This is a genomic window from Corynebacterium sp. HMSC056E09, from assembly GCF_001813425.1.
GTDB classification, from domain to species: domain Bacteria; phylum Actinomycetota; class Actinomycetes; order Mycobacteriales; family Mycobacteriaceae; genus Corynebacterium; species Corynebacterium hesseae.
This window is the reverse complement of the sequence record NZ_KV812507.1, coordinates 1-26,016: the sequence shown is the minus strand read 5'-3', so window position 1 is coordinate 26,016 and position 26,016 is coordinate 1. Positions and strand designations below refer to the sequence as shown.

At 61.2% G+C, this 26,016-nt stretch carries 23 protein-coding genes; 13 read left to right on the top strand and 10 right to left on the bottom strand.

Translation table 11 applies throughout. The annotated features are described in order from the left end of the window. Positions 1-379 precede the first annotated feature (379 nt). From HMPREF2912_RS07945 to HMPREF2912_RS07920, 6 genes are all read right to left on the bottom strand, one after another. Positions 380-862, bottom strand: a complete 483-nt coding sequence (locus tag HMPREF2912_RS07945; RefSeq protein ID WP_070597048.1) for a hypothetical protein — start codon at positions 860-862, stop codon at positions 380-382. Then, positions 855-1,064 (bottom strand): helix-turn-helix transcriptional regulator, encoded by a 210-nt coding sequence (locus HMPREF2912_RS13095; protein ID WP_070562868.1) that lies wholly within the window; start codon positions 1,062-1,064, stop codon positions 855-857. Before HMPREF2912_RS13095 ends, HMPREF2912_RS07945 begins: the two co-directional genes overlap by 8 nt. Before the next feature lie 69 nt (positions 1,065-1,133). Continuing rightward, positions 1,134-1,979 (bottom strand): type IV toxin-antitoxin system AbiEi family antitoxin domain-containing protein, encoded by an 846-nt coding sequence (locus HMPREF2912_RS07935; RefSeq protein ID WP_070562871.1) that lies wholly within the window; start codon positions 1,977-1,979, stop codon positions 1,134-1,136. 581 nt (positions 1,980-2,560) lie between these two features. Next, complete coding sequence (locus HMPREF2912_RS07930) at positions 2,561-3,991, bottom strand: amino acid permease (RefSeq protein ID WP_070562873.1); 1,431 nt, start codon at positions 3,989-3,991, stop codon at positions 2,561-2,563. A 126-nt stretch (positions 3,992-4,117) separates the two neighbouring features. Beyond that, on the bottom strand, positions 4,118-5,089 hold the full coding sequence (dapD, locus tag HMPREF2912_RS07925; RefSeq protein ID WP_070524922.1) for a 2,3,4,5-tetrahydropyridine-2,6-dicarboxylate N-succinyltransferase: 972 nt from the start codon (positions 5,087-5,089) through the stop codon (positions 4,118-4,120). An 18-nt stretch (positions 5,090-5,107) separates the two neighbouring features. Next, a complete protein-coding gene (locus HMPREF2912_RS07920) occupies positions 5,108-6,466 on the bottom strand; it encodes an amino acid permease (protein WP_070530389.1) in 1,359 nt (452 codons plus the stop codon). A gap of 91 nt (positions 6,467-6,557) precedes the next feature. On the opposite strand from HMPREF2912_RS07920, the gene dapE reads away from it, so the two are divergent. The 7 genes from dapE to HMPREF2912_RS07885 all read left to right on the top strand — a co-directional run bounded on the left by dapE (position 6,558) and on the right by HMPREF2912_RS07885 (position 11,459). After that, the gene (gene dapE, locus HMPREF2912_RS07915; RefSeq protein WP_070562882.1) at positions 6,558-7,646 is read left to right on the top strand and encodes a succinyl-diaminopimelate desuccinylase; all 1,089 of its coding nucleotides are present in this window, start codon (positions 6,558-6,560) and stop codon (positions 7,644-7,646) included. Positions 7,647-7,653: 7 nt separating this feature from the next. Next, a complete protein-coding gene (locus tag HMPREF2912_RS07910; protein WP_070562885.1) occupies positions 7,654-8,424 on the top strand; it encodes an LOG family protein in 771 nt (256 codons plus the stop codon). 26 nt (positions 8,425-8,450) lie between these two features. After that, on the top strand, positions 8,451-9,263 hold the full coding sequence (gene folP / locus HMPREF2912_RS07905; RefSeq protein ID WP_209167975.1) for a dihydropteroate synthase: 813 nt from the start codon (positions 8,451-8,453) through the stop codon (positions 9,261-9,263). 3 nt (positions 9,264-9,266) lie between these two features. Continuing rightward, positions 9,267-10,004, top strand: coding sequence for a glucosyl-3-phosphoglycerate synthase (locus tag HMPREF2912_RS07900; protein ID WP_070562891.1), 738 nt, complete (start codon positions 9,267-9,269; stop codon positions 10,002-10,004). A gap of 3 nt (positions 10,005-10,007) precedes the next feature. Then, on the top strand, positions 10,008-10,307 hold the full coding sequence (locus HMPREF2912_RS07895; RefSeq protein ID WP_070597049.1) for a DivIVA domain-containing protein: 300 nt from the start codon (positions 10,008-10,010) through the stop codon (positions 10,305-10,307). An 89-nt stretch (positions 10,308-10,396) separates the two neighbouring features. Then, positions 10,397-10,564: a DUF3117 domain-containing protein gene (locus HMPREF2912_RS07890; RefSeq protein WP_010187237.1), complete on the top strand. Its 168-nt coding sequence runs from the start codon at positions 10,397-10,399 to the stop codon at positions 10,562-10,564. A 10-nt stretch (positions 10,565-10,574) separates the two neighbouring features. Beyond that, the gene (locus HMPREF2912_RS07885; RefSeq protein ID WP_070530398.1) at positions 10,575-11,459 is read left to right on the top strand and encodes a methyltransferase domain-containing protein; all 885 of its coding nucleotides are present in this window, start codon (positions 10,575-10,577) and stop codon (positions 11,457-11,459) included. A 513-nt stretch (positions 11,460-11,972) separates the two neighbouring features. Here the strand turns inward: HMPREF2912_RS07885 and HMPREF2912_RS07880 are convergent. Both HMPREF2912_RS07880 and glgA read right to left on the bottom strand, forming a co-directional pair. Continuing rightward, positions 11,973-13,430 (bottom strand): GH32 C-terminal domain-containing protein, encoded by a 1,458-nt coding sequence (locus HMPREF2912_RS07880; RefSeq protein WP_070562092.1) that lies wholly within the window; start codon positions 13,428-13,430, stop codon positions 11,973-11,975. Between the two features lie 11 nt (positions 13,431-13,441). Further along, positions 13,442-14,596 carry a glycogen synthase gene (gene glgA, locus HMPREF2912_RS07875; protein WP_070597113.1) on the bottom strand — a complete coding sequence of 385 codons (1,155 nt, stop codon included), beginning with the start codon at positions 14,594-14,596 and terminating at the stop codon, positions 13,442-13,444. Positions 14,597-14,750: 154 nt separating this feature from the next. On the opposite strand from glgA, the gene glgC reads away from it, so the two are divergent. Continuing rightward, on the top strand, positions 14,751-15,968 hold the full coding sequence (gene glgC / locus HMPREF2912_RS07870) for a glucose-1-phosphate adenylyltransferase (protein WP_070562089.1): 1,218 nt from the start codon (positions 14,751-14,753) through the stop codon (positions 15,966-15,968). A gap of 85 nt (positions 15,969-16,053) precedes the next feature. Here the strand turns inward: glgC and HMPREF2912_RS07865 are convergent, their stop codons facing one another. Beyond that, positions 16,054-16,701, bottom strand: coding sequence for an O-methyltransferase (locus tag HMPREF2912_RS07865; RefSeq protein WP_070597112.1), 648 nt, complete (start codon positions 16,699-16,701; stop codon positions 16,054-16,056). 164 nt (positions 16,702-16,865) lie between these two features. Here HMPREF2912_RS07865 and sigE point away from each other — a divergent pair, with 164 nt between their 5' ends. The 3 genes from sigE to HMPREF2912_RS07850 all read left to right on the top strand — a co-directional run bounded on the left by sigE (position 16,866) and on the right by HMPREF2912_RS07850 (position 18,726). Beyond that, positions 16,866-17,531 (top strand): RNA polymerase sigma factor SigE, encoded by a 666-nt coding sequence (sigE, locus tag HMPREF2912_RS07860; RefSeq protein ID WP_070563082.1) that lies wholly within the window; start codon positions 16,866-16,868, stop codon positions 17,529-17,531. Positions 17,532-17,615: 84 nt separating this feature from the next. Then, positions 17,616-18,083 carry an anti-sigma factor family protein gene (locus HMPREF2912_RS07855; RefSeq protein ID WP_070562905.1) on the top strand — a complete coding sequence of 156 codons (468 nt, stop codon included), beginning with the start codon at positions 17,616-17,618 and terminating at the stop codon, positions 18,081-18,083. 70 nt (positions 18,084-18,153) lie between these two features. After that, a complete protein-coding gene (locus tag HMPREF2912_RS07850; RefSeq protein ID WP_070597111.1) occupies positions 18,154-18,726 on the top strand; it encodes a twin-arginine translocase TatA/TatE family subunit in 573 nt (190 codons plus the stop codon). 7 nt (positions 18,727-18,733) lie between these two features. Here the strand turns inward: HMPREF2912_RS07850 and HMPREF2912_RS07845 are convergent, their stop codons facing one another. After that, on the bottom strand, positions 18,734-19,873 hold the full coding sequence (locus HMPREF2912_RS07845; protein WP_185963183.1) for an Mrp/NBP35 family ATP-binding protein: 1,140 nt from the start codon (positions 19,871-19,873) through the stop codon (positions 18,734-18,736). A 161-nt stretch (positions 19,874-20,034) separates the two neighbouring features. Here HMPREF2912_RS07845 and HMPREF2912_RS07840 point away from each other — a divergent pair, with 161 nt between their 5' ends. Together HMPREF2912_RS07840 and HMPREF2912_RS07835 are read left to right on the top strand one after the other, a co-directional pair. Next, positions 20,035-20,811, top strand: coding sequence for a hypothetical protein (locus HMPREF2912_RS07840; protein WP_070683797.1), 777 nt, complete (start codon positions 20,035-20,037; stop codon positions 20,809-20,811). A 347-nt stretch (positions 20,812-21,158) separates the two neighbouring features. Then, positions 21,159-26,016, top strand: a 4,858-nt coding sequence (locus HMPREF2912_RS07835) for a G5 domain-containing protein (RefSeq protein WP_148139411.1), incomplete at its 3' end; no start/stop codon positions are given.

Below are 26,016 nucleotides of genomic sequence, written 5' to 3'. Positions count from 1 at the left end.
CGACGGCCGGTGGGGTCTTTTCGATGCTGCGGTGAGCGGGAAGGGGGGCGTCGGCAAGCAGATGCTCCCTTCGCGCTCACCGGAAACACGACGAGGCAGCGCTCCATCGCCCTGGTGAGCGCTTAGGGGTAATTGGTGGAAATGCCTCCTTCGCGCTCACGGGCGTCCAATAAATTCGGTAGCTACTGCTACCGTTGGGTGCGAAGGGGCGTGCTGGCGGTTTGACCGGTGAGATGGCGGGGTGAGATGCACTTCGACGCCTGGTTCGGCGTGGCCCTATTCTCCCTTGGCGCTCACCGGCGCCTGCAAAATAGAGGAACCCGCCGTCCGCGGTGAGCGCGAAGGGCGGGATGGAGGAAGGTGGGCGGGGAAGAGCTGCCTAGTCGTCGAGCTCGGCGTCGAGGCGCTCTTGGTCGCGGCGGTGCTGATGGCGGCGGATGAATGGGGCGAGGATGAGGACGGCGATAGCGCCAACTGCGGTGCCGGCTAGATAAGCGGTGGGATTGTGGCCGTCGGCAGGCGCATAGGCGTTATAGGCGATTCCCGCGAACATCGCGATTGCCGGTATTAAGTAAACGGCCATGGCGGACCAATTACGACCCACAAGCGGGGTAGCGACGCGTTTGCGTAGCCATGCCGTGCCGATGGCATTGCCGATGACAGACGGCGCGATGGCGAGGAAGCAGAGCATGCTCATTTGACCAGGGAGGACCCAGGCAAGGATGGCTGCTGCAACGAGTTCGAGGAACATCGTCGGGGAAACACTGATGGCGAGGGCCTTGTAGCAAGTTTCGCGTTCGAATTCGTCGTGGGAGGCGCGATCAATTTCGCGGAGCGTGTAGTTGGCAAGGGCGTTAATCATGTTGTTCATCTCCAAAGATTTCTTCGACGGTCTTTCCTAGTTCACGGCAAATATCGAGAGCTAGGTACACAGATGGGGAGTAGTTGCCGCGCTCGATATTGGCAATTGTTTGGCGGGACACGCCCGCCCGTTCAGCGAGGTCAGCTTGAGACATCTCGAGCCACCTACGCCATTTACGGACCATATTCTGGTGCTCGGCCATGTGGTCTCCTTTACGGCGTGTCGTGCTTACATGTCTTAGTGTAAAGAAAACTTGTCATGAAGGCAAGGGTTACATGCAAACATGCCATTCCCAGAAGGGCTGCATCACCACAGCCGGCAGTTTCGGTTTACGCCCTTTAAGCTGTTCAAGTGTGGTTTTGATGAGAAGTACGGCATCGTCGAGGTGGTAGCGGATATCGTCGGCAGTAAAGCGCAAAACCGTATATCCATGAGCCACCGCGGCGTTCTGCTTCGAGCGGTCTGCTTGAAAGGCACGACTATTTTTGTGGTGCTCCCAGCCGTCGACCTCGACGATGAGCTTGCCCATCTTCAGGTCAAAGCGGTAGTTCGCAATGAGCGCGTTGTGCTCGGGAAAGATCCCGTCCGCTCGTAGCCTTCGGCTCAGCTGGCGCTCCGGCACGCTGTCCGCGCCGATGGGCGTGTAACGAATAGCCTCCTTCAAACGCCGGGGAATCTGACGCATTCTCCGCTGGTCTTTGTTCAAGCGCTCAGGCCCAGTCTTGCCTCGATAGTGTTCTTCCAGCAGCTGCCCGCAAGCGGGTGCTAAACGACGTGCAGCCCACAGCACCTGGACCACAGGCAGGTCATTCACCTTGGTTGTAGCCGAAAGCCGCGAATGTGTCACCTCAAAGTTTTTCCCTTTGAGCGTGCGCGGCCCCTCGGCTTCCAGCGGAAACGTCAACTTCCGCCCCAAGTGAATTTCCCGCGCGGTCTTACCCGTGAAATGTATTCGACTCAGCCCGTGAGCCAGGGCGCGTGCCACGGCCAGCGGCGACCACTCATCGCTGTAAATTCCCCGGTGCACACGAAAGAGTTTTCCCGCGCGGAGCTTCCGCCTGATTGCCTCCTTGCTCAGTCCCATCTCACGGAGCTCCGCGGTTGTCCATGCCTTCATAAAGCTCAAGGTATGCAGTGCTTATCGACGAGTCGATAGTCAACTCCCTACCTGTGGATAACTCGGGTTTGAAGCCCAGTTTTCCGGGGGTTATGTTGACGCGTCGCTAATTTTCCTGCGGTATTCATCTTCATTATCTCTTGGCTAGCCCCATTGGGGACTCCGCCAAGTAGCAAATAGCACAACTTGGCTGCTCAGCCCGGCCCACGCCTGTCGTGTGGATACTGGCCCCCACCCTTCGCGGCCATCGGAATCGATTCTGTGCGCTTAAAGCATTCGCTGGTGAGCGCGAAGGGCGGGTGGCGATGTGGTGGGGCGGAGTTGCGGGGCGGAGAGGACCGCTGCCTAGACCCTACCCCTGGCGCTCACCGGGATCGCTGATTAGCTGCTAGAGCGTTCGGCGGTGATCGCGAAGGGCGGTGGCTGAGGGGGAACTCATGTCCCGCGCCCTTGCCGGCCACCGAGAGCGGAGAACCGGTGCTACATCGTGCGCTGGTGAGCGCGAAGGGGGTGGAGCGACAGCGAGGAAGGGGCGCGGTTGCGAGATGGGGCGCAGAGGCGAGCAGGGCGGCGAGGAGCGGCTAGCGGGTTTCGAGTTCCTCTGCGGTAGGTAAGGGCAGCCGGGCTGTAGGGGAGATGCCGCGCGCCTTGGCATTGATGACGCCGGCGATGGCGAGTACCGCGAACATGGCGGCGGCGGAGAAGAGTTGGATGCGGGCGGAGGCGTCGCTAAGCATGAGCACTGCGATAGCTGCAAAGAGCGCCAATGCGAACCACGTGAGGTAGGGGTAGGCCCACATGCGCACCGGCAGTGGGTGGATGGCCTCGAGCCGGGGGCGCAGGCGCAGCTGGCTCACTGCAATGAAGACCCACACGATGAGCAGCGAAGCACCAGCGGCGTTCAGCATGAAGGACAGCAGCCATCCGGTATCCGCATAGTTGAGAACAACCATGACTGCGGAGAGGATGACCGACAGCGCAATGGCGGCAGTCGGCACGCCGCGGCGGTCTGTCGACGCGAAGAGTTTGGGGGCTTCGCCGCGGCTAGCCAGCGAGTGCATCATGCGGGAGGAGGCGTAGATCTGCGCGTTGAACGCGGAGAGTAGCGCGAGCACGATGACCACTTCCATGATGGCCGCAGCACCAGGGATTCCAGCCCGGTCCAAGACCATCGTGAACGGAGACTCGGCGGCAGACTGCGCGGAGCCGAGCGAAGAGTAGGGCAGGAGGAAGGTGATGACGAGGACGGAGCCCAAGTAGAAGACCGAAATGCGAGTAATGGTGGTGCGCACCGCGTTGACAAGGGACTTCTCGGGGTCCTCGGATTCCGCCGCGGCAATGGCGACGACCTCGATGCCGCCGAAAGCAAAGGCCACGGCGAGCAGGCCGGCGGCCACGCCGCCGAGGCCGTTGGGCATGAAGCCGTCGGCAAGGAAGACAGACGTGCCGATGAAGGTGTGGCCAGGAAGCAGCCCGAAGATCAGCAATACACCGATGATGAGGAAGGCAATGATGACCGCGACCTTGATGAAGGCGAACCAGTACTCGAACTCGCCGAACAGACGCACGCGCAAGAGGTTGATGGTGCCAAAGAGCGCCACGCAGATGGCCGCGGGGATCCACGGCGGGCAGTCGAACCATGCGCCGATGAAACCAGCAGCGCCCGTAATTTCCGCGCCGAGGACGGCGACGGTGGCAAGCCAATAAATCCAGCCTTGCGTGAAGCCTGCCCAGCGTCCGATTCCGTGCTCGGCGTATTCAGAGAAGGAACCGGAAGCGGGGATGACCGTGCCCATCTCACCGAGCATTTGCATGACCAAGATGGCAAGGAAGCCAGCGATGAGGTAGGCCAAGAGAACCGCGGGACCGGCGGCGGAAATACCTACGCCGGTGCCTAGGAAAAGACCGGCACCGATAGTGGAGCCCAGCCCCATCATGGTTAGGTGGCGGACTTTCAAGCCGCTGCCGAGTGAGCTAGGAGAGGAATCGTTTTGAGCAGTCACCTTTAGCATTGTAGGCAGCTGCCAAGGCGTTTGGGCATAAAGGGGCCATTTTATAGCGCTTGTGCACAATGCGGAGGGCTTAAGTCCACGATCGCGAAAGGCCCCCGCAGAAACGGGGGCCTCAAGCAACAGCGCTTAGTTCTTGTGCAGATCCTCGTTGAGGGCCACAGCCTCAGACTTCCAGTCCACGGCCTCGACGGCGCCGGTGACGGAGTTGCGGCGCAGCAGAACGCCGGAGACGCCGGAGAGCTTAGAGCCCTTGACAGTCTCGCCCTCGGACAGACCCAGGGCCTGAGCAATCTTGCCAAAGACCGCAATCTTGGTGCCGGCGGTGACGTAGAGGCCGGCTTCGACGACGGAGTCGTCGCCAAGCGAAATGCCTACACCCGAGTTCGCGCCCAAAAGGCAGCGCTCACCGATGGAGATGACCTCCTTGCCGCCGCCGGAGAGGGTGCCCATGATGGAGGCGCCGCCGCCGATATCGGAGCCATCGCCCACGACAACACCTGCGGAGATGCGGCCCTCGACCATGGAGGCGCCCAGGGTGCCGGCGTTGAAGTTGACGAAGCCCTCGTGCATCACGGTCGTGCCCTCGGCGAGGTGGGCGCCCAGGCGAACGCGGTCGGCGTCACCAATGCGAACGCCGGACGGGACGACGTAGTCCACCATGCGCGGGAACTTATCGACGGAGTAGACCACGACCGGGCCGCGGGAAGCGAGGCGGCCGCGGACCATCTGGAAATCGGCAACCGCGCAGGGGCCGTAGTTGGTCCACACCACGTTGGCCAGCTTGCCGAAGATCCCGTCCACGTTCAGGCCGTGAGGCTTGACTGCGCGGTGAGAGAGCAGGTGCAGGCGCAGGTAAGCGTCGTAGGTATCGGCGGGCGCCTCGTCAAGGTCCGCAATCTTAGTCTCCACTGCGATGCGGGCGACGCCGCGCTCCTCATCAGGGCCAACCAGGTCAGCGAATTGCTGCGGAACCTCCTCCAAGCGCTCGGTGCCGCTGGCGTCTACAGAAATATCGGTGTGAACTGCCGGGAACCAAACGTCCAGGACGGTGCCGTCGTGGGTAATGGTTGCCAGGCCGCGTGCGGATGCTGAAGTCATAGGCTCACACCCTAGCAGCTACGCCTCTGTCGTGCGCCGTGAGTTACCCGGTAGTAGGTGAAAGATCACAACCAGGGCCACGGTCAGGATGAGGACGGCGAGGACTTGGTTGCGGGCGGAGGCGTCGAAAAGCATAAGAATTGTGAGGCCGACCAGCGCTAGGGCGGTGAGCCACGGCAGCCACGGGAAGCCCGGGACGCGCAGCGTGGTGAGCTCGCCGTTGGCCTGCATCTGTGGGTGCAGCTTGATATAGGAGGCCACGATGAAACACCAGATGACCAGCAGGCAGCCGCCAACCGCGTTGAAGAGGAAGGCCAACAATCCCGGCGGGTTCCAGTACTGCAGCACCACCGATGCAAAGGCGAAGATGATGGAGAGCACCACCGCAAAAATGGGGGAACCGGAGGCGTTCGTCCGAAGGAAGATGTGGTGCGCGCTATGGTCCTTCGCCATGTCATAGACCAGACGGGAGGTGGCGTAGATCTGTGCGTTGAAGGCAGAGAGCAGCGCTAGGGCGATGATGGCTTCCATGAATCCTGCAGCGAAGGGGATTTTCGCGGCGGCGAGGACCAGCGTGAAGGGCGAGTCCGCGGCGACGTCGGCGTCCTGGATGGAGCTGAAAGGCAATGCCAGCGTGATAACCAGGATGGAACCGATGTAGAAGACCATGATGCGCACGATAATGGCGCGCACCGCAGTGGCGACGTTGTGCGCTGGATCCTCGGACTCGGCTGCGGCAATGGTGACCAGCTCGATGCCACCGAAGGCGAAAGCCACGGCGAGCAGGCCGGCAGCAAAACCGGGGCCGCCGTTGGGCAGGAAGTTCTCTGTGAAGTTATGACCTGCCAAGGAGAGGTCCATTCCAGGCAGGATGCCCAAAGCCATGAGCACGCCGACGCCCAGGAAAGCCACGATGGTGGCCACCTTGATGATGGCGAACCAGAACTCGAATTCGCCGAAACCACCCACGGCGGCAAAGTTGACCACGGCGAAGAACACCACAGCCACCAAAGCCGGTATCCACGGATCGACCCCGAACCAATTCGAGATGATGGCCGCAGCACCGGTAATCTCCGCGCCCATCACCATGACCAGCATGAACCAGTAAATCCAGCCCAACGTAAACCTGGCCCACGGCCCAAAAGCCTGTCCTGCATAAGTGGAGAAAGCGCCCAGCGAAGGGCGTGCGGCGGCCATCTCTCCGAGCATCCACATCACCAAGGCGATGAGCGCGCCAGCTACCGCATAGGAGATGAGAACGGAGGTGCCGGACACCTGAATGCCTAGGCCCACGCCCAGGAAGAGTCCCGCACCCACTGCGGATCCGAGCCCCATCATGGTGAGGTGGCGGGTTTTGAGTTGTGTGGCCGCTGCCATAGGGTGATCACCTTCAACGCTATTGATTGTTTGTAATGGGAAGTACTTTACGCAATGCGCTGAGCATCCGGGGGCGCTAGCATGGCGGGTTGTGACTTTAAATCTCTTCTCCGATCCCATCGAGCTGACCAAGGCCTTGGTGGATATCCCGAGCCCTTCCCATCACGAAGAGGCGATCGCCGACGCCGTCGAGGAGGCCCTGCGCGGTCTGGACCAAGACACGGTGGAGGTGCAACGCTATGGCAACACCGTGTGTGCCCGGACAAACCGGGGTTTTGAAAGCCGCGTGGTCCTAGCCGGCCACATCGATACCGTTCCTCTGGCCGATAACGTGCCCCACACCATGTCGGAGGACGGGGAGATCATGTACGGCTGCGGCACCGTCGACATGAAGTCGGGCATGGCGGTCTACCTCAACGCCTTTGCGCAGCTGTACAACTCCGATGATCTCAAACACGACCTCACCGTCATCGCCTACGAGGGCGAGGAGGTTGCCACCGAGTTCAACGGCTTGGGCCACCTGCAAAAGGATCACCCGGAATGGCTGAAGGGGGACCTGGCACTGCTGGGGGAGCCTTCCGGCGCCATGATCGAGGCCGGCTGCCAGGGCACCATTCGCGTGCGCGTTACCGCCCACGGCACCCGCGCGCACTCGGCCCGTGCTTGGCTCGGCTCCAACGCCGCCCACACCTTGGCACCGGTGATGCTCAACGTGGCCAACTACCAGTCACGCGACGTGGAGATTGACGGCTGCACCTACAAGGAGGGCCTCAACATCGTCCACCTCGAATCCGGCGTGGCCACCAACACCATCCCGGATGAGGCCTGGATGTTCGTCAACTTCCGCTTCGCCCCGGACCGCAGCTCCGAGGAGGCGCTGGTGCACCTGATGGAGGTCCTCGGCGAACACGAGAACATCACCGTGGAGGTCGATGACATCGCCGGCGCCGCCCTGCCCGGCTTGGGCCAGCCGGCGGCACGCGCGCTTGTCGACGCCGTCGGCGGCAACGTCCGCGCCAAGTATGGTTGGACCGACGTGGCCCGCTTCTCCGAGATGGGGACCCCAGCCGTCAATTTCGGCGCTGGAGACCCAGGCTTTGCCCACAAGAAGGACGAACAAGTGCCCGTCACCCAGATCACCGAAGTCTCGACCGCACTCTTGAACTACCTGAAGGGATAAGACCACCATGACGCCTGAGCAACTGCGCACCCTGCGCGGACCACTTCTCGTGCGTACTGCTGGAGAGCAGTCCTCCACCTTTGACCAACGGCTGCTGCAGTCCGGCGCGGATCACGAATGGCAGCACGCCGATCCCTGGCGCGTCCTGCGCATCCAAGGCGAGTTCGTGGATGGTTTCGACGCCCTGGCCAAGCTGCCGAAGGCCGTGACCGTCTTCGGTTCCGCTCGCACCCCGGAGGAGGATCCGAATTATCAGCTGGCCGTGGCCTTGGGGCGCCGCCTCGTGGAGGCTAAGTATGCCGTCATTACCGGCGGTGGCCCCGGCATCATGGAGGCGGCCAACCGCGGCGCGCACGAGGCCGGAGGGTTGTCTGTGGGCCTAGGCATCGAGCTTCCGCACGAGCAGGGCCTGAACCCCTACGTGGACTTGGGCCTGAACTTCCGCTATTTCTTTGCCCGCAAGACCATGTTCCTCAAGTACTCCCAGGCCTTCATCTGCCTGCCCGGCGGCATGGGCACCATGGATGAATTCTTCGAGGTCATGTGCATGGTCCAAACCGGCAAGGTGACCAACTATCCCATCGTGCTCATGGGTACTGAATACTGGTCCGGCTTGGTGGAGTGGATGAAGAAGACCCTGGCCGAGGGTGGATTCATCAGCGCCGAGGACCTCGATCTTTTCTTGGTCACGGACGATATCGATGAAGCCGTCGCCCACATCCTGGCCGCGCACAAGGTCATGTCGGACAAGCGCCTGCGGGAGCAGGAGAGCAAGTGACCCAAGCGCACAACCTCGCGCGGGTCATGGCGATTGTGAACCGCACCCCAGACTCCTTCTATGACAAGGGCGCCACCTTCGAGCTCGACCCAGCAATCCAGCGCGCGGAGCAGGCGCTTGACGACGGCGCCTCCATCATCGACATCGGAGGCGTCAAGGCCGGCCCGGGTCAGCATGTCGACGCAGCCGAGGAAATCGAGCGCGTCGTGCCCACCATCGCGGAGCTGCACCGCCGCCGCCCGGAAGCGCTGATTTCGGTGGACACGTGGCGCGCTGAGGTAGCAGAGGCCGCGATCGCTGCTGGTGCCGGTCTAGTCAATGACACGTGGGCCGGCTGGGACCCCGAGCTCATCGAGGTGGCTGGCCACCACAAGGTAGGCTACGTGTGCTCGCACACCGGTGGCGTGACCCCGCGCACCCGCCCGCATCGTGTGCACTTCGATGATGTGGTTGCCGATGTCATCAGCGAGACCACGCGGCTGGCCGAGCGCGCCGCCGACCTCGGTTGCCCGGAGGAGCTGACGTTTATCGACCCCACGCACGATTTCGGCAAAAACACCTTCCACGGCTTGGAGTTGCTGCGGCGCATCGATGAGATCGTGGCGACCGGCTGGCCGGTGCTCATGGCCTTGTCGAACAAGGATTTTGTGGGTGAGACCCTCGACCGCGCCGTGGACCAGCGCGTCGCGGGCACGCTGGCAGCGACGGCATGGTCGGCGGCACGGGGCGTGGCGGCCTTTCGGGTCCATGAGGTGGCCCCGACTCTCGACGTCATCCGCATGACCGCCGCCATCCAGGGCCAGATAGCTCCCTTGGCCACGACGCGGGGGCTAGCCTAAGCCATGACCGACAGCGTTTCTGTGGTTATCCCTGCGCTCAACGAGGAGCGCACAGTCGCGCACGTGGTGCGTGCTTGCCTGGCGGATGAACCTCAAGAGGTCATCGTCATTGATGCGGACTCGAGCGATGAAACTGTGGCTGAGGCGCAGGCGGCAGGGGCTCAGGTGCTCAATTGGCGGGAGATCCTGCCTGAGGAGCCCCGCCCCGGCAAGGGCGAATCCCTCTGGCGCGGCGTGGCGGCAGTTGAGGGCGACATCGTCGTCTTCATCGATGCGGACCTAGAATCCGCCGCGTCCGGAATGGTCACAGCGCTCAGCGAGCCCTTCGTAGATCCGCACGTCCAGCTGGTCAAGGCCCGCTATGCGCGCAGCCTTCAAGGAAAGCCTACCGGTGGTGGGCGCGTGACCGAGCTGACCGCCAAGCCGCTTTTGCGACAGTTCTTCCCAGAGCTCGCATACATTGACCAACCACTCGGCGGCGAATACGCCTTAAGACGCGCGGCCGCCATGGAGCTGCCGTTCGTGGAAGGGTACGGGGTGGAAGCGGGCCTGCTGATAGACGTCGCCAAGCGCTATGGCCCCTATGCCCTCGCCGAGGTTGACCTGGGCACCCGCACCCACCGTAACCGACCATTGGAGGAGCTGGCCCCGATGGCCGATGTGGTTGCGCGCACCATCCTGTCCCGTGCTGGCGTGGTTGGGCCTGTTGCCCAAAGGCCACCATTGCTGGGTAGGATTTAGCGCATGATGTCCTGGATTCTTCTTATCGTGGTGCTCATTGCCCTCATCATCATCGGCACGTGGGCGTGGGGAAGCTTCGTGGGCCGGGGGCCTGTCATGGGCGCTCCCGACAAGGCCGTGGATACCGATCGAGAGAATCTTCGGTCCCTCGAGGAGGGGCGCTTCGATGACCTGCGCTTTGACGTGGTTGCGCGCGGCTACCGCCAGGACCAAGTGGATGCCCTGTTGGCGGCAGTGGAGCGCCATTGGGGTGCCAAGGCGGCGTCATCGGGCGAACCTTCAGAACCTTCGGTTCAGGCCTAGGCCGAGCCTACAGCGACGAGTCTGCCGCCGGCGGCCGAAAAAGAGCTAGACTAGAAGGACGTACAAAATACAGTCGAAGGAGACTCAATATGGCAGCGATGAAGCCCCGTACCACTGGTGGAGAGATGGAAGCGGTAGAGGAGTCCCGCAAGATCGTCATGCGCATTCCTTCTGACGGGGGTGGGCGCATTGTTATTGAGCTCAGCAAAGAAGAAGCAGCGGAGTTGGGTTCACTCCTCGTAGCAGTTTCTAGCTAGTCTAGGGAGCATGCTTTCACATATCGTCGATATTCTGGCCGATCCCGCCGATGGCAGCGCCCTTGAGGGCGCGGATGATTTTTCCCGCCTCGTGTCGGAGACCGGCCATTCCTATGACGTGGCCAAGCAGGGCTACGTCACGTTGGCAGCTGGTGCGGGTCTGAAGCATCAAGGTGACGATGCCGCGATGGTCACCGCCCGTGAAACCTACCTGGCTATGGGGCATTTCGCGCCCTTCGTGGAGGCAGTCACTGGAGCGGTGCAAGATTCTTTGGAGAGTCAGGACGCGGCTCAGCAAGCAGGCCTCAATGAGGACACCGCCCCCTCGCTCCTGGAGGTAGGCGCCGGCACGGGTTACTACCTGGCGCACACGCTCGATTCGATCGAGGGCGCTCGCGGCGTGGGCCTCGATATCTCTACGCATGCGGCAAAGCATCTGGCCAAGTCGCACGAGCGCGTCGGCGCCGTGGTTGCGGATGTGTGGGAGCGCCTGCCCTTGAAGGATGATTCAATCCATGCCATCTCGGTGGTCTTCGCGCCGCGCAATCCGGCGGAGTTCCAGCGCGTTCTCGCACCCGGCGGGGAGGTCATCGTCTTGACCCCGCAGTCCGGTCACCTGGATGAGCTGCGAGAGCCGCTGGGAATTCTTGGCGTGGAAGAAGGCAAGGTGGATCGCCTCTACACGCAGGCGGAAGGGTTCCTTAAGCAGGCAGCGGATCCGGTCGATATTTCTTTCCCCATCGTCTTGGACAAGGCGTCCATCGCCGCGCAGGTAGGGATGAGCCCCTCGGCGCGCCACATTAGTCCGGAAGAGCTGGCAGAGCGCATGGCCTCCTTGCCGCAGACGTTGACTGTGACGGCCCACGCCCGTCTGGATCGTTTGCGCTCGGCCTAACTCATCGCTTGCGCTCGGCTTCTCATTGCCAGCCCTTGCTTTTCAGCCCCGGGGAACGGTCCTTCTCTCTTCCGAGCGTCCCTTTTCTCTCCGGAACGACCCTTCTCTCTTCGGAACGACCCTTCGCGCTCACCGGCAGTGGGTCCGTCGGAAGGTTTTAGCTCTTCGGTGAGCGCGAAGGGCGGGGCGGCCTGTGAAGCAACCACCCCGGGTCTTTTTGCTCACTGTGATCTGGAGCTTGCGTTGACGCGCTGGCTATTTCGCTGACCCCTCTCGTCGAATCCTCCCCTCGACTCCTCCCTTCGCGCTCACCAAGAGCCTCGATCAGCCGCCAAGACCGCTCCCGGTGAGCGCGAAGGGAGGAAGGGGAGCGAGTGGAACTGATGAGTCATGCGCGAGAAAAGATGACCGCGGGCACAGGGGCGCTACGGGTCTGGTACTTCACAGTGGGCCCGCACACAAAAGGAGGCCCAGTCGCCCTGGGCCTCCTTCTATAATCGTCGTTCGATGCTCTTAAGAGAGCTTGGTGCCCTTCCTGTTCCAGGACTGCTCAATAGTAGCCTCGCCCTCGGTGCTGACCTCGATAGCAGAGCAACCACCCTCGAAGTAGACGCGGGAGCTCATGGCGACCAATCCGCCGTCTACGAACACCTCAACGCTGGCACCGTCCTGAATGACGGTGAGGGTATCCGAATCGCCCTCGGCCAGCTTGGCCACTGCTGGGGCGGAGTCCTTGAAGTAGTTGTCGAAGGCCTTCGACATGGAGCGGTCCAAGCTGATTTCCTCGCCCGTGTGGCGGATGACCGCAGCGGCGTCACCGGAGCCATCCTTCAGCGTGACGGTCACGCTCGAGCCCGCCGGTACCTCCAATACGCCTGTCCAAGACCGTGCGTAGTCCGAGAGCTTCACGGCATCTGGCAGCCCCTCCGCCGGAGTCTGGTAGAGCACACCGCCCTGCAGCGTGACTGCACGTGGCAGTGACAAGCTATTAGCCCAGTCCTCAGCCTCCCACGTGGGGTGCTTGGTAGCGTCATCACCGCGGCCATTGCCATTGAGCAGGCCGAGGATGACTGCGCGGTCGTAGCGGCGCTCCTGCGGAATCGTTCCGGTCGTGGTGTTGGTGTTGCGTGGCCGGGAGAAGTCATGGCCATAGTCCACGCGCTGGAAACCTCGTGCCACGGTGAACACGGTGCCGTCGAGGCGGCCCACGATGTAGCCAGAAACGTCGCGGCCCTCGCGCTCTAAGGTGACGAAGAGGACATCGTAGATTTCCCTATCTACCTCGTCACGAAGGCGCACCAAGCGCGGTGACACCACCGGCGGGATGGGGGAGGTAGCCGGGACTTCGCCGTCTTCGAAGCCAGGGTCGCCGTCGAAGCTCAAGGGCCCAAGAAGAGTCCAAGATTCGCCATTGGGGCTGTCCAGAATTACCGGCATAGGGGCATCGGAATGACCGGTCAGCGCCAGCATCAGCCAGCCATCGTGTCCCTCTTCGCGGTCTTCCTTGGCCCAATCCGGGACCACGGAAGGCGAGCGGAAGCGGTCATAGTTGGTGTGGGCGCCCACGGCCTCCCCAAAGCGGACGACATCCGGATCGAGCGCAGAAGGGTCATCAGACACGATGCATTCATCGGCGTAGTCGGTATACCGCGCCAAGCGCACGCTGGTGCCCACCGAGGTCACCGAGGTGAAATAAAGGTTGAGGGCGTCCTTGCCCTCCGCCACTGAGCCTGCGCGTAGTGACAGCTCGCCACCGACGGGGGCGAGGACGTCGTCGCAGTCCAGCCACGCGAAGGCTGTTTCCTCGGAGGTGGAATGGCCCCAGCGCGCAGGCTGGCCAGCGTCAGGGCGGTACTGGTGGAACAGATGCCAGGTATGACCGTCCCGGACGATTCCTGCGGGGGCGTCGAGGATCCCGCTATCGGGAACGAAGTGAAGTTCTGGGCGATGGTGCGTTTCTTTATGCGTCACGGCAGTCCTTCCTACATTAACGAGCGGTAAATGTCCACGGTCTGCTGCGCGATGGTAGCCCACGAGAAGTCCTCGATGGCGCGCTGGCGGCCCGCAGCACCGAAGCGTTGTGCCAGCTCTTTATCGGCAGCAACGCGGTTCACGGCGGCGGCAAGATCGGCTTCAAAGGTGGCGTCGTCATCTGCGTCATAGTTGACCAAAACACCAGTTTCGCCGTCCACAACGACCTCGGGGATGCCGCCCACATTGGACGCCACCACGGCGGTGCCACAAGCCATTGCCTCAAGGTTGACGATTCCCAAAGGCTCATAAATTGAGGGGCAGACGAACACATCGGCGCCGGAGTAGACCTGCTTAATCTCCTCGCGCGAGAGCATGTCCTTGACCCAGAACACGCCGTCACGCTGGGCGCGCAGCTCCTCCACGAGGGCCTCGGTCTCCGCTGCAATCTCCGGCGTATCGGGTGCGCCGGCACACAGCACAAGCTGAATGTCTTGGTCAAAGTTCTGGGCAGCCTTCAGCAGGTGCTTGACGCCCTTCTGCCGGGTGATCCGCCCCACGAAGGCGACGATGGGACGCTGCTTGTCGACGCCCAACTTATCCAGCACCGCCGACTCACCCGGTTGCCATACCTGAGTATCGATGCCGTTGAGGACCACGTGGACCTTGTCGGCGTCGATGCGGGGGTATGCATCCAAGATTGAGTCTTTCATTCCGGCCGACACCGCGATGACGGCGTCAGCGTACTCCATGGCGTTCTTTTCCGACCACGAGGAGATCTCATAGCCACCACCAAGCTGTTCGCGCTTCCACGGGCGGTGGGGTTCGAGCGAGTGTGCGGTGACCACGTGGGGGATGCCGTACAGGCGGCCGGCAAGGTGCCCACCCAGTCCCGTGTACCAGGTGTGGGAGTGAGCCACATCAATATCGGAGGCGGCGTTGGCCATGCGCAGCCCTGTGGAGAGTGTCTGCAGCGCGGCGTTAGCCTCCTTCAACGAGGGATCAACGCCATGCACAAACACATCCTTCTCGTCGCGCTCAGAACCCATGCAGTGAACTGAAACATCGATGATCTCGCGCATGAAGCGCGTGAGCTCTGCAACGTGGACGCCCGCTCCGCCATAAATCTCCGGCGGATACTCCTTAGAAAAAATTCCGGCTCTCATAATCGCCAGAATACGGATTATCCACAGCTCGCGCTAAACCTTGAGAGGCCATGTGGCGCGTAGGCCTGCGGGGGAGGCGAGAGGCAATCAAAAGGGGGTAAAAACAAGCACTCTTCGACTGCGCGATCCAGAAAACGTCTATAGATTGGGTGATGTGAGAAGCCTTCCAAATGTCCTTGCCATTGTCCTTGCCGGCGGTGAGGGAAAGCGCCTTTTTCCTCTGACGGAAGACCGCGCTAAGCCCGCCGTTCCGTTCGGCGGTTCCTATCGCCTGATCGATTTCGTGCTGTCCAATCTTGTCAACGCCGGTTTCCTCAAGATTGCGGTGCTGACCCAGTACAAGTCCCATTCTCTGGACCGCCACATTTCCCAAGCGTGGAACCTGTCTGGACCCACCCCGCAGTACATCGCTTCCGTGCCGGCTCAGCAGCGTCGTGGTAAGCGCTGGTACAACGGTTCGGCCGATGCCATCCTGCAGTCGCTGAACCTGATTTATGACGAAAAGCCGGACTATGTCATCGTCTTCGGCGCCGACCACGTCTACCGCATGGACCCGGCCCAGATGGTGGAAGAGCACATCGCCACCGGTCTGGATTGCTCGGTGGCGGGTATCCGCGTCCCGCGCTCGGAGGCTTCCGCCTTTGGCTGCATTCAGGCGGATGGGATGGGCACGATCACGGAGTTCGTCGAGAAGCCTGCCAATCCTCCGGCGACCCCGGATGACCCGAACATGACCTATGCCTCTATGGGCAACTACGTCTTCACCACGCAGGCGCTTATCGACGCGTTGCTGGAAGACGAAAAGGATGAGGATTCCGCCCACGACATGGGCGGCAACATTATCCCTTACTTCGTGAAGCGCGATCAGGCGCACGTCTATGACTTCATGGCTAACGAAGTACCCGGTTCCACGGAGCGTGACCATGGCTACTGGCGTGACGTCGGTACCATCGACTCCTTCTATGAGGCGCACATGGACATGATTTCGGTGCACCCAATCTTCAACCTGTACAACCGTTCGTGGCCTATTCATTCCACGGATGACTCCAACTTCCCGCCGGCGAAGTTTGTGCAGAACGGTATTGCGCAGTCCTCGATGGTGGCTCCGGGTTGCATCATTTCCGGTGGTACGGTGCGCAACTCCGTCTTAGCTTCGGACGTGCACGTGGCGGATGGGGCGACGGTGGAAGGCTCCGTCATCCTTCCCGGCGTGCGCATCGGTCGTGGCGCGGTGGTCCGCCACGCCATCCTGGATAAGAACGTGGTTGTTAGTGACGGCGCCATCATCGGTGTGGACCGCGAACGCGATGAGGAGCGCTTCAAGGTCTCCGAAGGCGGCGTGGTTGTCGTGGGCAAGAACGTCAGGGTCTAAGCCGCAAGACAGCGAAGGACACTAAGCGGGCGTGCGGGTGGATTGAAGTCCACCCCACGCCCGCTTTTGTAGTGCTTGGTGGAGACTACATCTTGGTGATGAGCGTCAAGCCCGCACCGTAGGGCAGGCGTGTGACGGCCGCACCGTCGAGGGAGCGGGCGTATTCGTCGGCCTCGCGGGCGGCGGCGGTGTCGCGGTCGGTGCGGGAGGGGTCGGCCACGGTGCCGTCGAGAAGCGCATTGGCCAACACCAACGTGCCGTGCTGATGGAGCAGAGGCCAGGCGGCCTTGAGAAGCGCAGGCATGTCGAGGGCGGGGACCTCGGCGTAAATCACCTGGTATGTGTCATTAGCCAAGCGGCCCATGATGTCGAGGGGGCGGGAAGGAAGGAAGCGCCCGCGGCTAGGGGAGTAGCCGGCATCGCGGAAGGCCTGCTTAGCGCTGGCCTGGTGCTCGGCCTCTGGGTCAATGCAGGTCAGGATTCCGTTGTCCGGCATCCCCGCCAGCAAATACAGCCCCACGACTGATGCGGCCGGGGTAATCGCCACCGCTTGGGGGCGGGAGGAGGTACCGGAAGAAACCGCGGCGAGCGTGCTGAGCAGCTGGCCGGTGGCCTCATCCGGCGAAGGAAGTCCGTACTCCTCCGCGTGGGCGCGGGCGGCGGCGAGCACCTCAGAGCTCTCGCTGGTGGATTCGATATAGGTTCGCATTGCGTCATAAGCCGTAGTAGTCACAATAGAAAACCATAGTGAACTCGCTGCAGCTGCGCGCCGAGAATCGCCCGCGATTGTCCTCTCCGTGTGGCACAAGAAGCGCATGTAAGAGGAGTGACGGATTCACAGGCTGCTCACAGTGCGCTGGCTGGAGTTTCGGCCCGCACTATAGAATGATGATCCTCATGACCACACAGCAGCGCAGTGTTGAGACCGCTCAAAGCACTCGTGATTCTTCTTCCACCGTCAGCTCTTCCGAGAACGCAGAAGCCCAAGAGCTGACCGGAACCGCAGCGTTCGACGCCGGCCAGGGCGACATGCCCTCTTGGGGGGAACTCGTTGCCGAACATGCTGATGGTGTCTACCGTTTGGCCTACCGCCTCTCCGGTAACCAGCATGACGCCGAGGATCTTACGCAGGAGACCTTCATGCGCGTCTTCCGCTCCTTGAATAAATACCAGGCCGGAACCTTTGAGGGATGGCTGCACCGCATTACCACGAATCTCTTCTTGGACATGGTCCGCCACCGCTCCAAGATTCGCATGGAGGCCTTGCCGGAGGATTATGAGCGTGTCCCCGGCACTGACATGACCCCGGAGCAGGCCTACTCGGTGGCTAACCTCGACCCGGCGTTGCAATCGGCACTGGATAACCTTGCGCCTGATTTTCGTGTTGCGGTGGTGCTCTGTGATGTCGTTGGCATGAGCTACGACGAAATCGCCGAAACTCTCGGTGTGAAGATGGGTACCGTGCGCTCTCGAATCCACCGCGGCCGCTCCCAGTTGCGCGCCGCATTGGAAAAGGAAGCGCAGACCAACGCGGACACCCGCAGCCTGCTGCGCACGCGCTAGACTGGGCAGCGTTTAGCCTTAGGACTGCGAAACTCGCAGCTAAGTGAAGGCCTAAAGCACGCGCTGAGTTGAGGTGACGTTGAGGTGAAGGAATCAGGGCATAAGAAGTCCTCGGGGGATCAGGAACATGGCCACTACCTAGGCTCGTCCGGATTCTTTACTGAGGCCCAAGCCAAAGTCCGCGATAAAGCCAAGTCACGCGCGCAGCGCGCGGATACGATCGGCCACTTGGGGCCCGAGGCGGTCGTCGCCTTTGTCGATGGTGAAATGCCGGCCAAGTATGCCCACCGCGTGCGCGTTCATCTCGTGCACTGCGCGGAGTGCCGAGCGGACATTCACCACCAGCGCAATGCCGCCGAATGGATTCGGGAATGCAGCGTGGATTCCCACGTCAAGGCGCCGGATTCCCTCATGGCTAAACTTGCGGGTATTGCTAATCAGGGCGCTGGGCCTGGGCCGGACGCGGAGATGCCCGCCCATCGGCCTCGCCAAGACTTCCTTGACAAGGTGGAGATGGTTGTGCGCGCCATCCGGCATAACCAGCGGGGCTGACTTATAAGCCCCGAAGCCTTCCGCGCGCCCGTCGCCCTGTCACCATTAGCGAAGTAGTTAAGATAGTTTCGTGTTTTCCTCAATTGGTTGGGTAGAGATCCTCGTCATCGTGCTGCTGGGTCTGGTGATTATCGGCCCCGAGCGCCTGCCCGGTGTGATCATGGACGTGCGTGCGGCGATTTATGCGGCGCGCAAAGCAATTGCCAACGCTAAGGCGGAGCTCAACGGTGAGATGAGCGGTCTCGGCGCGGAGTTCGATGACCTTCGCGTACCTCTGAGCCAGGCGGCGGAGTGGACGCGCATGGGGCCGCGCGGAGTTATCACCAAGGCGCTTTTCGACGGCGACGATTCCGCCTGGGACGATTTCAACCCGAAAAAGATGGCTGAGGACATCAAGAAGAGCACCAGCCCGTACGAGCACGACGCAGAAGTAAACAACCAACCCGCGCCGCAGCGGCCAGCGCAGCCTGCGCCACAGGAGAACCCCGCGCGGCCGACGTTTGATTATTCGCAGGTCTACCCAGACCTGGGTGCGCAGCAGTCCGTGGAAGAGCGAGCGACTAACAAGAAAACGACGCAGCCCCCGCGCGGCGGGACTACACCCACCGGCGAGGGTAGCTCCTCCTGGGAAGATGTCACCTAAGACCCGATTAGTTCTTGCGGGTCACGCCCAAACCAAGCTTCTTGCCCACGAGGGAATCGGAGCGCACCGCAATGGAATCCGCCACCTTGTTGATGGCCTGCGTGGCGGGGGAGTCGGGCGCGGAGATGACGATGGGGGTTCCGGCGTCGCCGGCGGCGCGCAGGCTCGGGTCGAGCGGGATGCTGGCCAGCAGGGGAACCTCGTGGCCCAGCAGTACGCTGAGGCGCTCGGCCACCACGCTGCCGCCACCGGAACCGAAGATATCCATGGTGGAGCCGTCCGGCATGACCATGGCACCCATGTTCTCAATCACGCCGGCCACGCGCTGGCGCGTTTGCTGTGAGATGGAACCTGCGCGCTCGGCCACCTCGGCCGCAGCTGCCTGCGGGGTGGTGACGATGAGCAGCTCGGCGTTGGGGATGAGCTGGGCCACCGACAGGGCCACGTCACCAGTACCCGGCGGTAGGTCCAGCAGGAGCACGTCAAGATCACCCCAGAAGACGTCCGCGAGGAACTGCTGGAGGGCGCGGTGGAGCATCGGCCCGCGCCAGACGACGGGCGCGTTGCCCTCCACGAATTGGCCAATGGAAATGTGCTTGATGCCGTGGGAGACGGGGGGAAGCAGCATTTCGTCATCAAGCACTGTGGGGCCCGCCGTGGAACCCAGCAGGCTGGGGACGGAGTGGCCGTAGATATCGGCGTCGACGATGCCGACCTTGAGGCCCTTGTTTACCAAGGCAGCCGCCAAGTTCACCGTGACGGAGGACTTACCCACGCCGCCCTTGCCGGAGGCCACCGCGAAGACGCGGGTGGTGGACTCGGGCTTGGCAAAGGGGATCTCCGGCTCGGCCTGTCCGCCGCGCAGTTTCTGCTTGAGCTCTTTACGCTGCTCATCGCTCATCGGTGTCATGGAGATGGTGATCTCGCCGACCCCGTCTAGTTCGGAAACCGCCGCGCGGGTATTGGACTCGATGGTGCTCTTCATCGGGCAGCCCGCGATGGTGAGATAAAGCTCGATATCCACGTCCGAGCCGGTGACGGTCACGGACTTCACCATGCCGAGCTCAGTGATGGGGCGACCGATTTCTGGGTCATCGACGCGCGTGAGCGCGTCGCGAACGGAAGATTCAGTAATAGCGCTAGTCATAACCCTCACCAGTCTAGTCACCCGTTGCTGAGGAGAGCCACACCGCGTCAGGGCAATGGGATGTGTAAAATTCAGCCAGATGCTGCGCCTGAAGCGCTGCAGCTGCACAGTAGTGACATGTTGTGGTTTTGTCCTGCTCCATGTCTGGTTTAAGAGAAAGAATGCGCCCTATCTTGATGCCCCGCGAAACCTCACGTTCCCGAACCTTCTCCCGCGTTGCTGGGGTGGCCTTGGTGGGGGTTGTGGGGGCGTCGCTTAGCGCCTGCTCGGGATATGAGCCCAAGCCAGACCCCAAGCCTGTTGCCTCGGCGCCAATCACCATCATGATCGACCCGACATCCCATGAGCAGCGTGTTTTGGCGGAAATCTACCGCCAGACCCTCCGCGATGAGGGGCGTGCGGCCACCGTTTCCCAGGAGCCAATGATGGTCCGGCGCGGCGGTGAACACGTCAGTGGGGTAAGCACGAACGGTAACTTCTTTGTTGGCTGTACGGGCGAGTTTTTAAACATCTACAACCCGGTGGAGGCCCGCGAGATTTCAAAGGATTATGTGGCCGCCAAGGATGAGGGGACGAAGGACGTGGATTTCCTGGAGCGCACCCACGTTGCGCTCATGGCGTCGATGCCTCCGGAGATGTCCGTGGTCGAGCCTGCCGGCGCTGAGGGCTGCCCTAACTCCAAGCCGGAACTGCCGCAAAACTATGTTGTGGTCTACCAGGACGGGCTTTTTAACCGCGATGAGAAACTAGAGATCGCGTCCTTTACCAAATTCCTGACGACGCAGGACCTCGATGAAGTCGTTGAGGAGGTGGAGGAGTCTGAGGATTTCGAGGGCGCCGTGCGCGCGTGGATGGAGGCCAACCTCTCGCAGAACCTTAACGAGGAGGGCGACTCCAATTCCTCCGGTGGCTCGGATTTGGTTCACGAGGAATCCTAAACGGTTGCGCCTACCGCTTGATCGTGTGCTTCGCATGACGGTGGGCGCGCTGTGCTTGGCGACGTCTCCCCGTGCCCTACATACAGAAACCTAGTCCCGTCTCATAGGGTGGACGATCCAGCGAATTTTCAGCTTTTAAAATGCTGTGAACTGTCGTCAATAAATGGCTGGTGAGTAGGTATTTTTCCTTGCTTTTCTCCTCTTTGGTAGGTATTATTTTTAGCGATAACCTGTCTATTTCCTGTCTGTTCTCTCGGGTATTTGAGGGGAGAGCGCTTGGCAAGCCCTAAGACCAACGCTTTCCCGCGGGGGCGAGGCAGAGTTTTGCATTGGAAAGGTCTATTGAAATGAATGCACAAAGCAGTAGTTCGCCCCACCGTCGCGCCTCTCGCAGGGGAGTGGCCGCTCTCTCCGCTATTACTCTCGCGCTCAGTGGGCTAAGCATCACGTCTTTCAACGAGCTGACCCCCGAGGCTGCAGCCGCAACGCTGACCGGCGGCGTCCGTGACAAGTCCGGCGCGGTGGAGAAAGACAAGCAGAAGGCCTCGGATCTACCGGCCGGTTCGTGTGTGGTCGAAGGCGGTGCACCGAGTGGTAGCCAGGCGGGTTTTACCTGGCAGAATCTGGAACCGAGCGCGACAAGCCCCTCCAAGACCACGTGGGGGCTGAGTCTCGCCTTCGACAATTCGCAGGACCGCACGTTCGCGGACTGGAGTTTTTCTAATTCTGGATTGATGGGAGGCGTCCTGAACGCAGGCTCGGTTGCCTCCATAGATGCCGGTAAGGATTTTCCTGTCAATCCGCCGCTCCCGGTGACCGCGAAGGCCGATGAGAAAATCGAAATTACGGCATCCCGTGCTCAGAGGAACCTGAATATCTTCGCGGACCTGACCGAGGACGAGGTCACACAGTTCGCAGGGGCCGGTGCCGATAACCCGGTGCGATACGCCTGGCAGGGTACGTACACCAAGGAGAACGTTAACGGGCTGAAAGCCACCGAGGGCGGAAATGCTGAATTTTCGGCAGTTGTAAACCCCTGGCCGAGCGAGAACATCGAATGTAACCCGATTACGGTCTCGTGGGAGAGCTTTGAAAAGCACGTCATTGTCCCAGGGGAAGAGACCAAGGTCGGCCACATCAACGTTCCGGCTGTTGCGAACGGCGGCACGGACGATTCAATGTCGCGCATGCTTGTGGAGGCCTACGACGGCAACGGTAAGTTTATTGGAACCACGGACCCCGCAGCCTCCGGTGGCGAGCAGAACCTGCGCATCGACGACAACGGTGACATTTACTTCACGTGGCTGGAATACCGAGGCACCGATCTAGCGACCGACAAGAACGTGAACTTCTCCGTGCTGGCGAAGCCGCGATCTGTGGACCAGCTTCAAGCTGCTGTCGAGAACAATAACTCCGGTAATGGACAAGCGTTCGACAGCTCCAATTCGCTGGACCGTTACAACAAGGCGAACGTGATCGACTCGAAGGCGTTCTCCTTGGACGACACCGAGTACCACTCCCCGAGGTACGACAAGACCGACGCCTCGATCATCTCCGGCGTCGATAGCGCTACTGGTCCGCTGGCTACCGAGCCACAGAAGGTTACCTTCACCCAGACCCCGGACCTGATCAGGGACCTAGCGAAGAAGAAGGGCGAAAAGGGCTTCGAAGCCAAGGTCAAGCTGGATGAGAAGTACGTCTACGAGGGCTGGACTGTTGAGACGGACGAGGACTACAACGTCACCGTCACCGCTCCAGAGGAGCCAAAGCCAGGCACCTTCGCTCGTCCGAAGGTTATTGTGGAGTACTCGAACGGCTCCACCGATGAGCTTGAGTTGCTCGTAGTCGTTGAACCGAACCACACCCAGGTCACCGACCTAGTGCGCCCAGGTATTTCGAAGGGCAAGGTGGGCCAGAGCATTACGGCTCAGGTTGGCACCAAGTCCATCATGAAGGGCCATGGCCCGGTTCACCCCGCGAAGTTTGAGGTTGACCCGGATACCGTTCCGGATGGCTGGACCGTTACCGCCGATGAGACCGGTAGGGTTACCGCGAAGGCGGACGAAACCGTCCCGCCGGGCAGCATCATCACCCCAAAGATCAAGGCCACCTACCCGGATCAGACCACCGATGAGATTGAGACGCAGTTCCAAGCCATCGTGGACATCAAGATCCCCGACTATGACACGGTGACCAACAAGCCGACCGCAAAGGTGAGCCTCAAGCCGAAGCTCCCGGAGCGCGGCCTGAGCGGTAACACGAACGATGAAGCCCCGAAGCGCTACACGTTTGAAGGCGGCAAGACCGAGTACACCGTCACGGATGACAGCGGTACGTGGACCGTCAAGATCGATGAGAACACTGGTGAAATCACCACCACCATCCCACGGACAGCGCCCGAAGGATACATCCTGGACGTTCCGGTTCTTGCCTACTACGACAACACCGCTAAACCGCAGCAGGTCAAGGGCACCGTTGTCGTGCTCAAGAGCGACATCGCCCCTACCTACGACGTACAGGTCACAGGCCCGAACCAGTCTGTGGAGCACCATGTTGAGGACGCCCCGAAGGGATCGAAGTTCTCCTTTGGTAAGAACGACGATGGATCGCCGATCACCGAACAGGATGTTGACGGTTGGAAGTACACGATCGACCCGAAAACTGGCGTGGTGACCTCCACTCCGCCGGCGGATTCCAAGCCGGGTGAGCAGAAGACCATCAGCGTCACGGTTGAAACCCCAGACGGATCCACCCTGAAGGTGCCCGTGACCACCGTGGTGAAGCTGACCAACAAATGGGAGGCCGATCCAACCTACCCCGAGGAAACGGTCTACCCGGGTGACACTGCGAAACTGCCGGTGACGATTGAGAAGCCGGACAACGTCAACGTTGCGAAGGAAAACCCCTACAAGTTGGGTAAGGTTCCGGCAGGTTGGACCGTCAGCATTGATGACAATGGCCAGATCACCGCAACCGCACCTAAGGATGCCAAGCCGGGTGACCAGGTCAAGATCCCGGTTACTGTGACTTACGAGGATGGCTCCACGGACACCGCTTACGGTGTTGTGAACGTTGTTGACGTTCCGACGCGCGAAGTTCCGTTTGACGTCGTCTACAAATACGACGACACCGTCCCGGCCGGTACCTACACGGTTGAAACCGAAGGCAAGGCGGGCTCGGAGAAGCAGAACAAGGACGGTAGCTGGGAGCGCACCAAGGCGCCGGTTAATGAGGTCGTTGTCGTCGGCACCAAGCCTGCCGAGAGCGCCAAGGACGTGACCTGGACGGTCCCGATTCCTTTCCCGACTGAGGTTCGCGAGAACCCGGACCTGAAGCCTGGTGAAACCCGTGTTGTCCAGGAAGGCGCGGACGGCGAGAAGACCTACACCGCTAAGTTCACCGCTAAGGGCGACAAGGCCGAGGTAGCTGAGGAAAAGACCACCAAGGAACCGGTCAAGCGCATCATTGAGTATGGCCCGGGTCTGGCCCCGAGCGAGCTGGTGACCAAGACCGAGAAGCCGATTCCGTTTGAGACCAAGGTCGTCTTCGATGACACCCTGGAAGAGGGCAAGCAGGTCGTCGATCAGAAGGGCGAGCTCGGCACCGAGGTTGAGACCTCCACGCAGAAGCTTGTCGACGGCAAGCCCTCCGGCGACCCAACCGTCACCACGGAGCGCACCAAGGAGCCGACCGAGCAGATCATCCGCGTCGGTACCAAGACCACCGGTGAGAACACCGAGACCTACAAGGCTGAGGCCCCGTACAAGGTTGTAGTGAAGTATGACCCGAACATGCCTGCTGGCGAGTCAAAAGTGACCACCAAGGGTGAGCCGGGTGAGAAGACGGTGACGATCAAGCGTGACATCGTCAACTCCAAGCCGGGCGATCCCAAGATCACCGAAGAGATCAACAAGCAGCCTGTCGACGAAGTCATCACCGTTGGCACCAAGCCGTCTGAGGCCTCTGAGAAGGTTACGTGGACCGCTCAGGTTCCGTTCGATGTTGAGACCCGTCCGAACCCGGAGTTGAAGCCGGGTGAGATCAAGGTTGTCCAGAAGGGTGTTCCGGGTGAGAAGACCTACACCGCGGACTTCACCGCGAAGGGCGACCAGGCAACGGTGACCCCGGAGGAGAAGCAGACCAAGGCTCCTGTCAATGAGATCATCGAGTACGGCCCAGCGCCCAAGGACACCTCTGTGGTGACCAAGGTTGAAAAGCCGGTTCCGTTCGAGACCGAGATTGTCTTTGACAACACGCTGAAGGAGGGCGAGCAGGTCGTCGACAAGCAAGGCGAGCTCGGTAGCGAGACCGTCACCTCCACTCAGAAGATCAAGGACGGTAAGCCGGATGGTGAGCCGATTGTGACTACTGAGCGCACCAAGGAGCCGAGCAACGCGGTGATCCGTGTTGGCACCAAGACCGAGGGCTCTGAGACCTCCGAGTATGAGGTCGATGTGCCGTTCGAGACCGAGTTCATCTTCGATGACACGATGGAAGCCGGTACCCAGGAGACCGTCCAAGAGGGCAAGCTGGGCAAGGACAAGGTCACCACGACGAAGACCATCGAGAATTCGAAGGTTACTGGTACGGAGACCACCACTAAGCGTGTTAGCGAACCAGTCAAGAAGATCGTCAGGATAGGCACCAAGGGTAAACCTGCATCCACGGTCATTGAATGGAATGAGCACACTCCGTTCGAGGTTGAGGTCCGCGTTAACCCTGCGCTGAAGCCTGGCGAGACCAAGGTTGTCCAGCAAGGCAAGCAGGGTGAGATTAAGCACACCGTCACCGTTAACGCTGAGAACGGTGAGGCGACGAAGGATGAGTCCACTGAGAAGATCAGTGATCCGACCACACACATCATCGAGGTTGGTCCTGCGACCCACCACGAGACTGTGCTGACGGATAAGCACAAGGAGAGCACTCCGTTCGACACCATCATTGAGTATGACCCGAACCTGGAAGTTGGCAAGGTTGTTGAGGACCAGGCAGGCGGATTTGGTGAGAAGGAAGTAACCAAGACCTGGAAGCTCAAGGACGGCGTGCCGGAAGGCGATCCGGAGACGTCTGAGGAAGTCATTAAGGAGCCGACCCCGCGCAAGATTCGTGTGGGTTCCAAGTGCAAGTGCGAAGTGCCGACGGACGACCCGACAGTTGCTCCCACCGACGATCCGACGGTAGAGCCAACCGAGGACCCGACCGAGG

What these genes read in the sequence shown, in the direction of transcription:
- glgA (WP_070597113.1), bottom strand. Translation starts at nt 14,596, where the DNA reads ATGAGAGCCGGAATTTTTTCTAAGGAGTATCCGCCGGAGATTTATGGC.
- HMPREF2912_RS07930 (WP_070562873.1), bottom strand. Translation starts at nt 3,991, where the DNA reads ATGCTAAAGGTGACTGCTCAAAACGATTCCTCTCCTAGCTCACTCGGC.
- HMPREF2912_RS13095 (WP_070562868.1), bottom strand. Translation starts at nt 1,064, where the DNA reads ATGGCCGAGCACCAGAATATGGTCCGTAAATGGCGTAGGTGGCTCGAG.
- HMPREF2912_RS07910 (WP_070562885.1), top strand. Translation starts at nt 7,654, where the DNA reads ATGACGCCTGAGCAACTGCGCACCCTGCGCGGACCACTTCTCGTGCGT.
- dapD (WP_070524922.1), bottom strand. Translation starts at nt 5,089, where the DNA reads ATGACTTCAGCATCCGCACGCGGCCTGGCAACCATTACCCACGACGGC.
- HMPREF2912_RS07845 (WP_185963183.1), bottom strand. Translation starts at nt 19,873, where the DNA reads ATGACTAGCGCTATTACTGAATCTTCCGTTCGCGACGCGCTCACGCGC.
- HMPREF2912_RS07900 (WP_070562891.1), top strand. Translation starts at nt 9,267, where the DNA reads ATGACCGACAGCGTTTCTGTGGTTATCCCTGCGCTCAACGAGGAGCGC.
- HMPREF2912_RS07840 (WP_070683797.1), top strand. Translation starts at nt 20,035, where the DNA reads ATGCGCCCTATCTTGATGCCCCGCGAAACCTCACGTTCCCGAACCTTC.
- HMPREF2912_RS07895 (WP_070597049.1), top strand. Translation starts at nt 10,008, where the DNA reads ATGATGTCCTGGATTCTTCTTATCGTGGTGCTCATTGCCCTCATCATC.
- HMPREF2912_RS07920 (WP_070530389.1), bottom strand. Translation starts at nt 6,466, where the DNA reads ATGGCAGCGGCCACACAACTCAAAACCCGCCACCTCACCATGATGGGG.
- sigE (WP_070563082.1), top strand. Translation starts at nt 16,866, where the DNA reads ATGACCACACAGCAGCGCAGTGTTGAGACCGCTCAAAGCACTCGTGAT.
- folP (WP_209167975.1), top strand. Translation starts at nt 8,451, where the DNA reads ATGGCGATTGTGAACCGCACCCCAGACTCCTTCTATGACAAGGGCGCC.
- HMPREF2912_RS07935 (WP_070562871.1), bottom strand. Translation starts at nt 1,979, where the DNA reads ATGAAGGCATGGACAACCGCGGAGCTCCGTGAGATGGGACTGAGCAAG.
- HMPREF2912_RS07945 (WP_070597048.1), bottom strand. Translation starts at nt 862, where the DNA reads ATGATTAACGCCCTTGCCAACTACACGCTCCGCGAAATTGATCGCGCC.
- HMPREF2912_RS07885 (WP_070530398.1), top strand. Translation starts at nt 10,575, where the DNA reads ATGCTTTCACATATCGTCGATATTCTGGCCGATCCCGCCGATGGCAGC.
- HMPREF2912_RS07890 (WP_010187237.1), top strand. Translation starts at nt 10,397, where the DNA reads ATGGCAGCGATGAAGCCCCGTACCACTGGTGGAGAGATGGAAGCGGTA.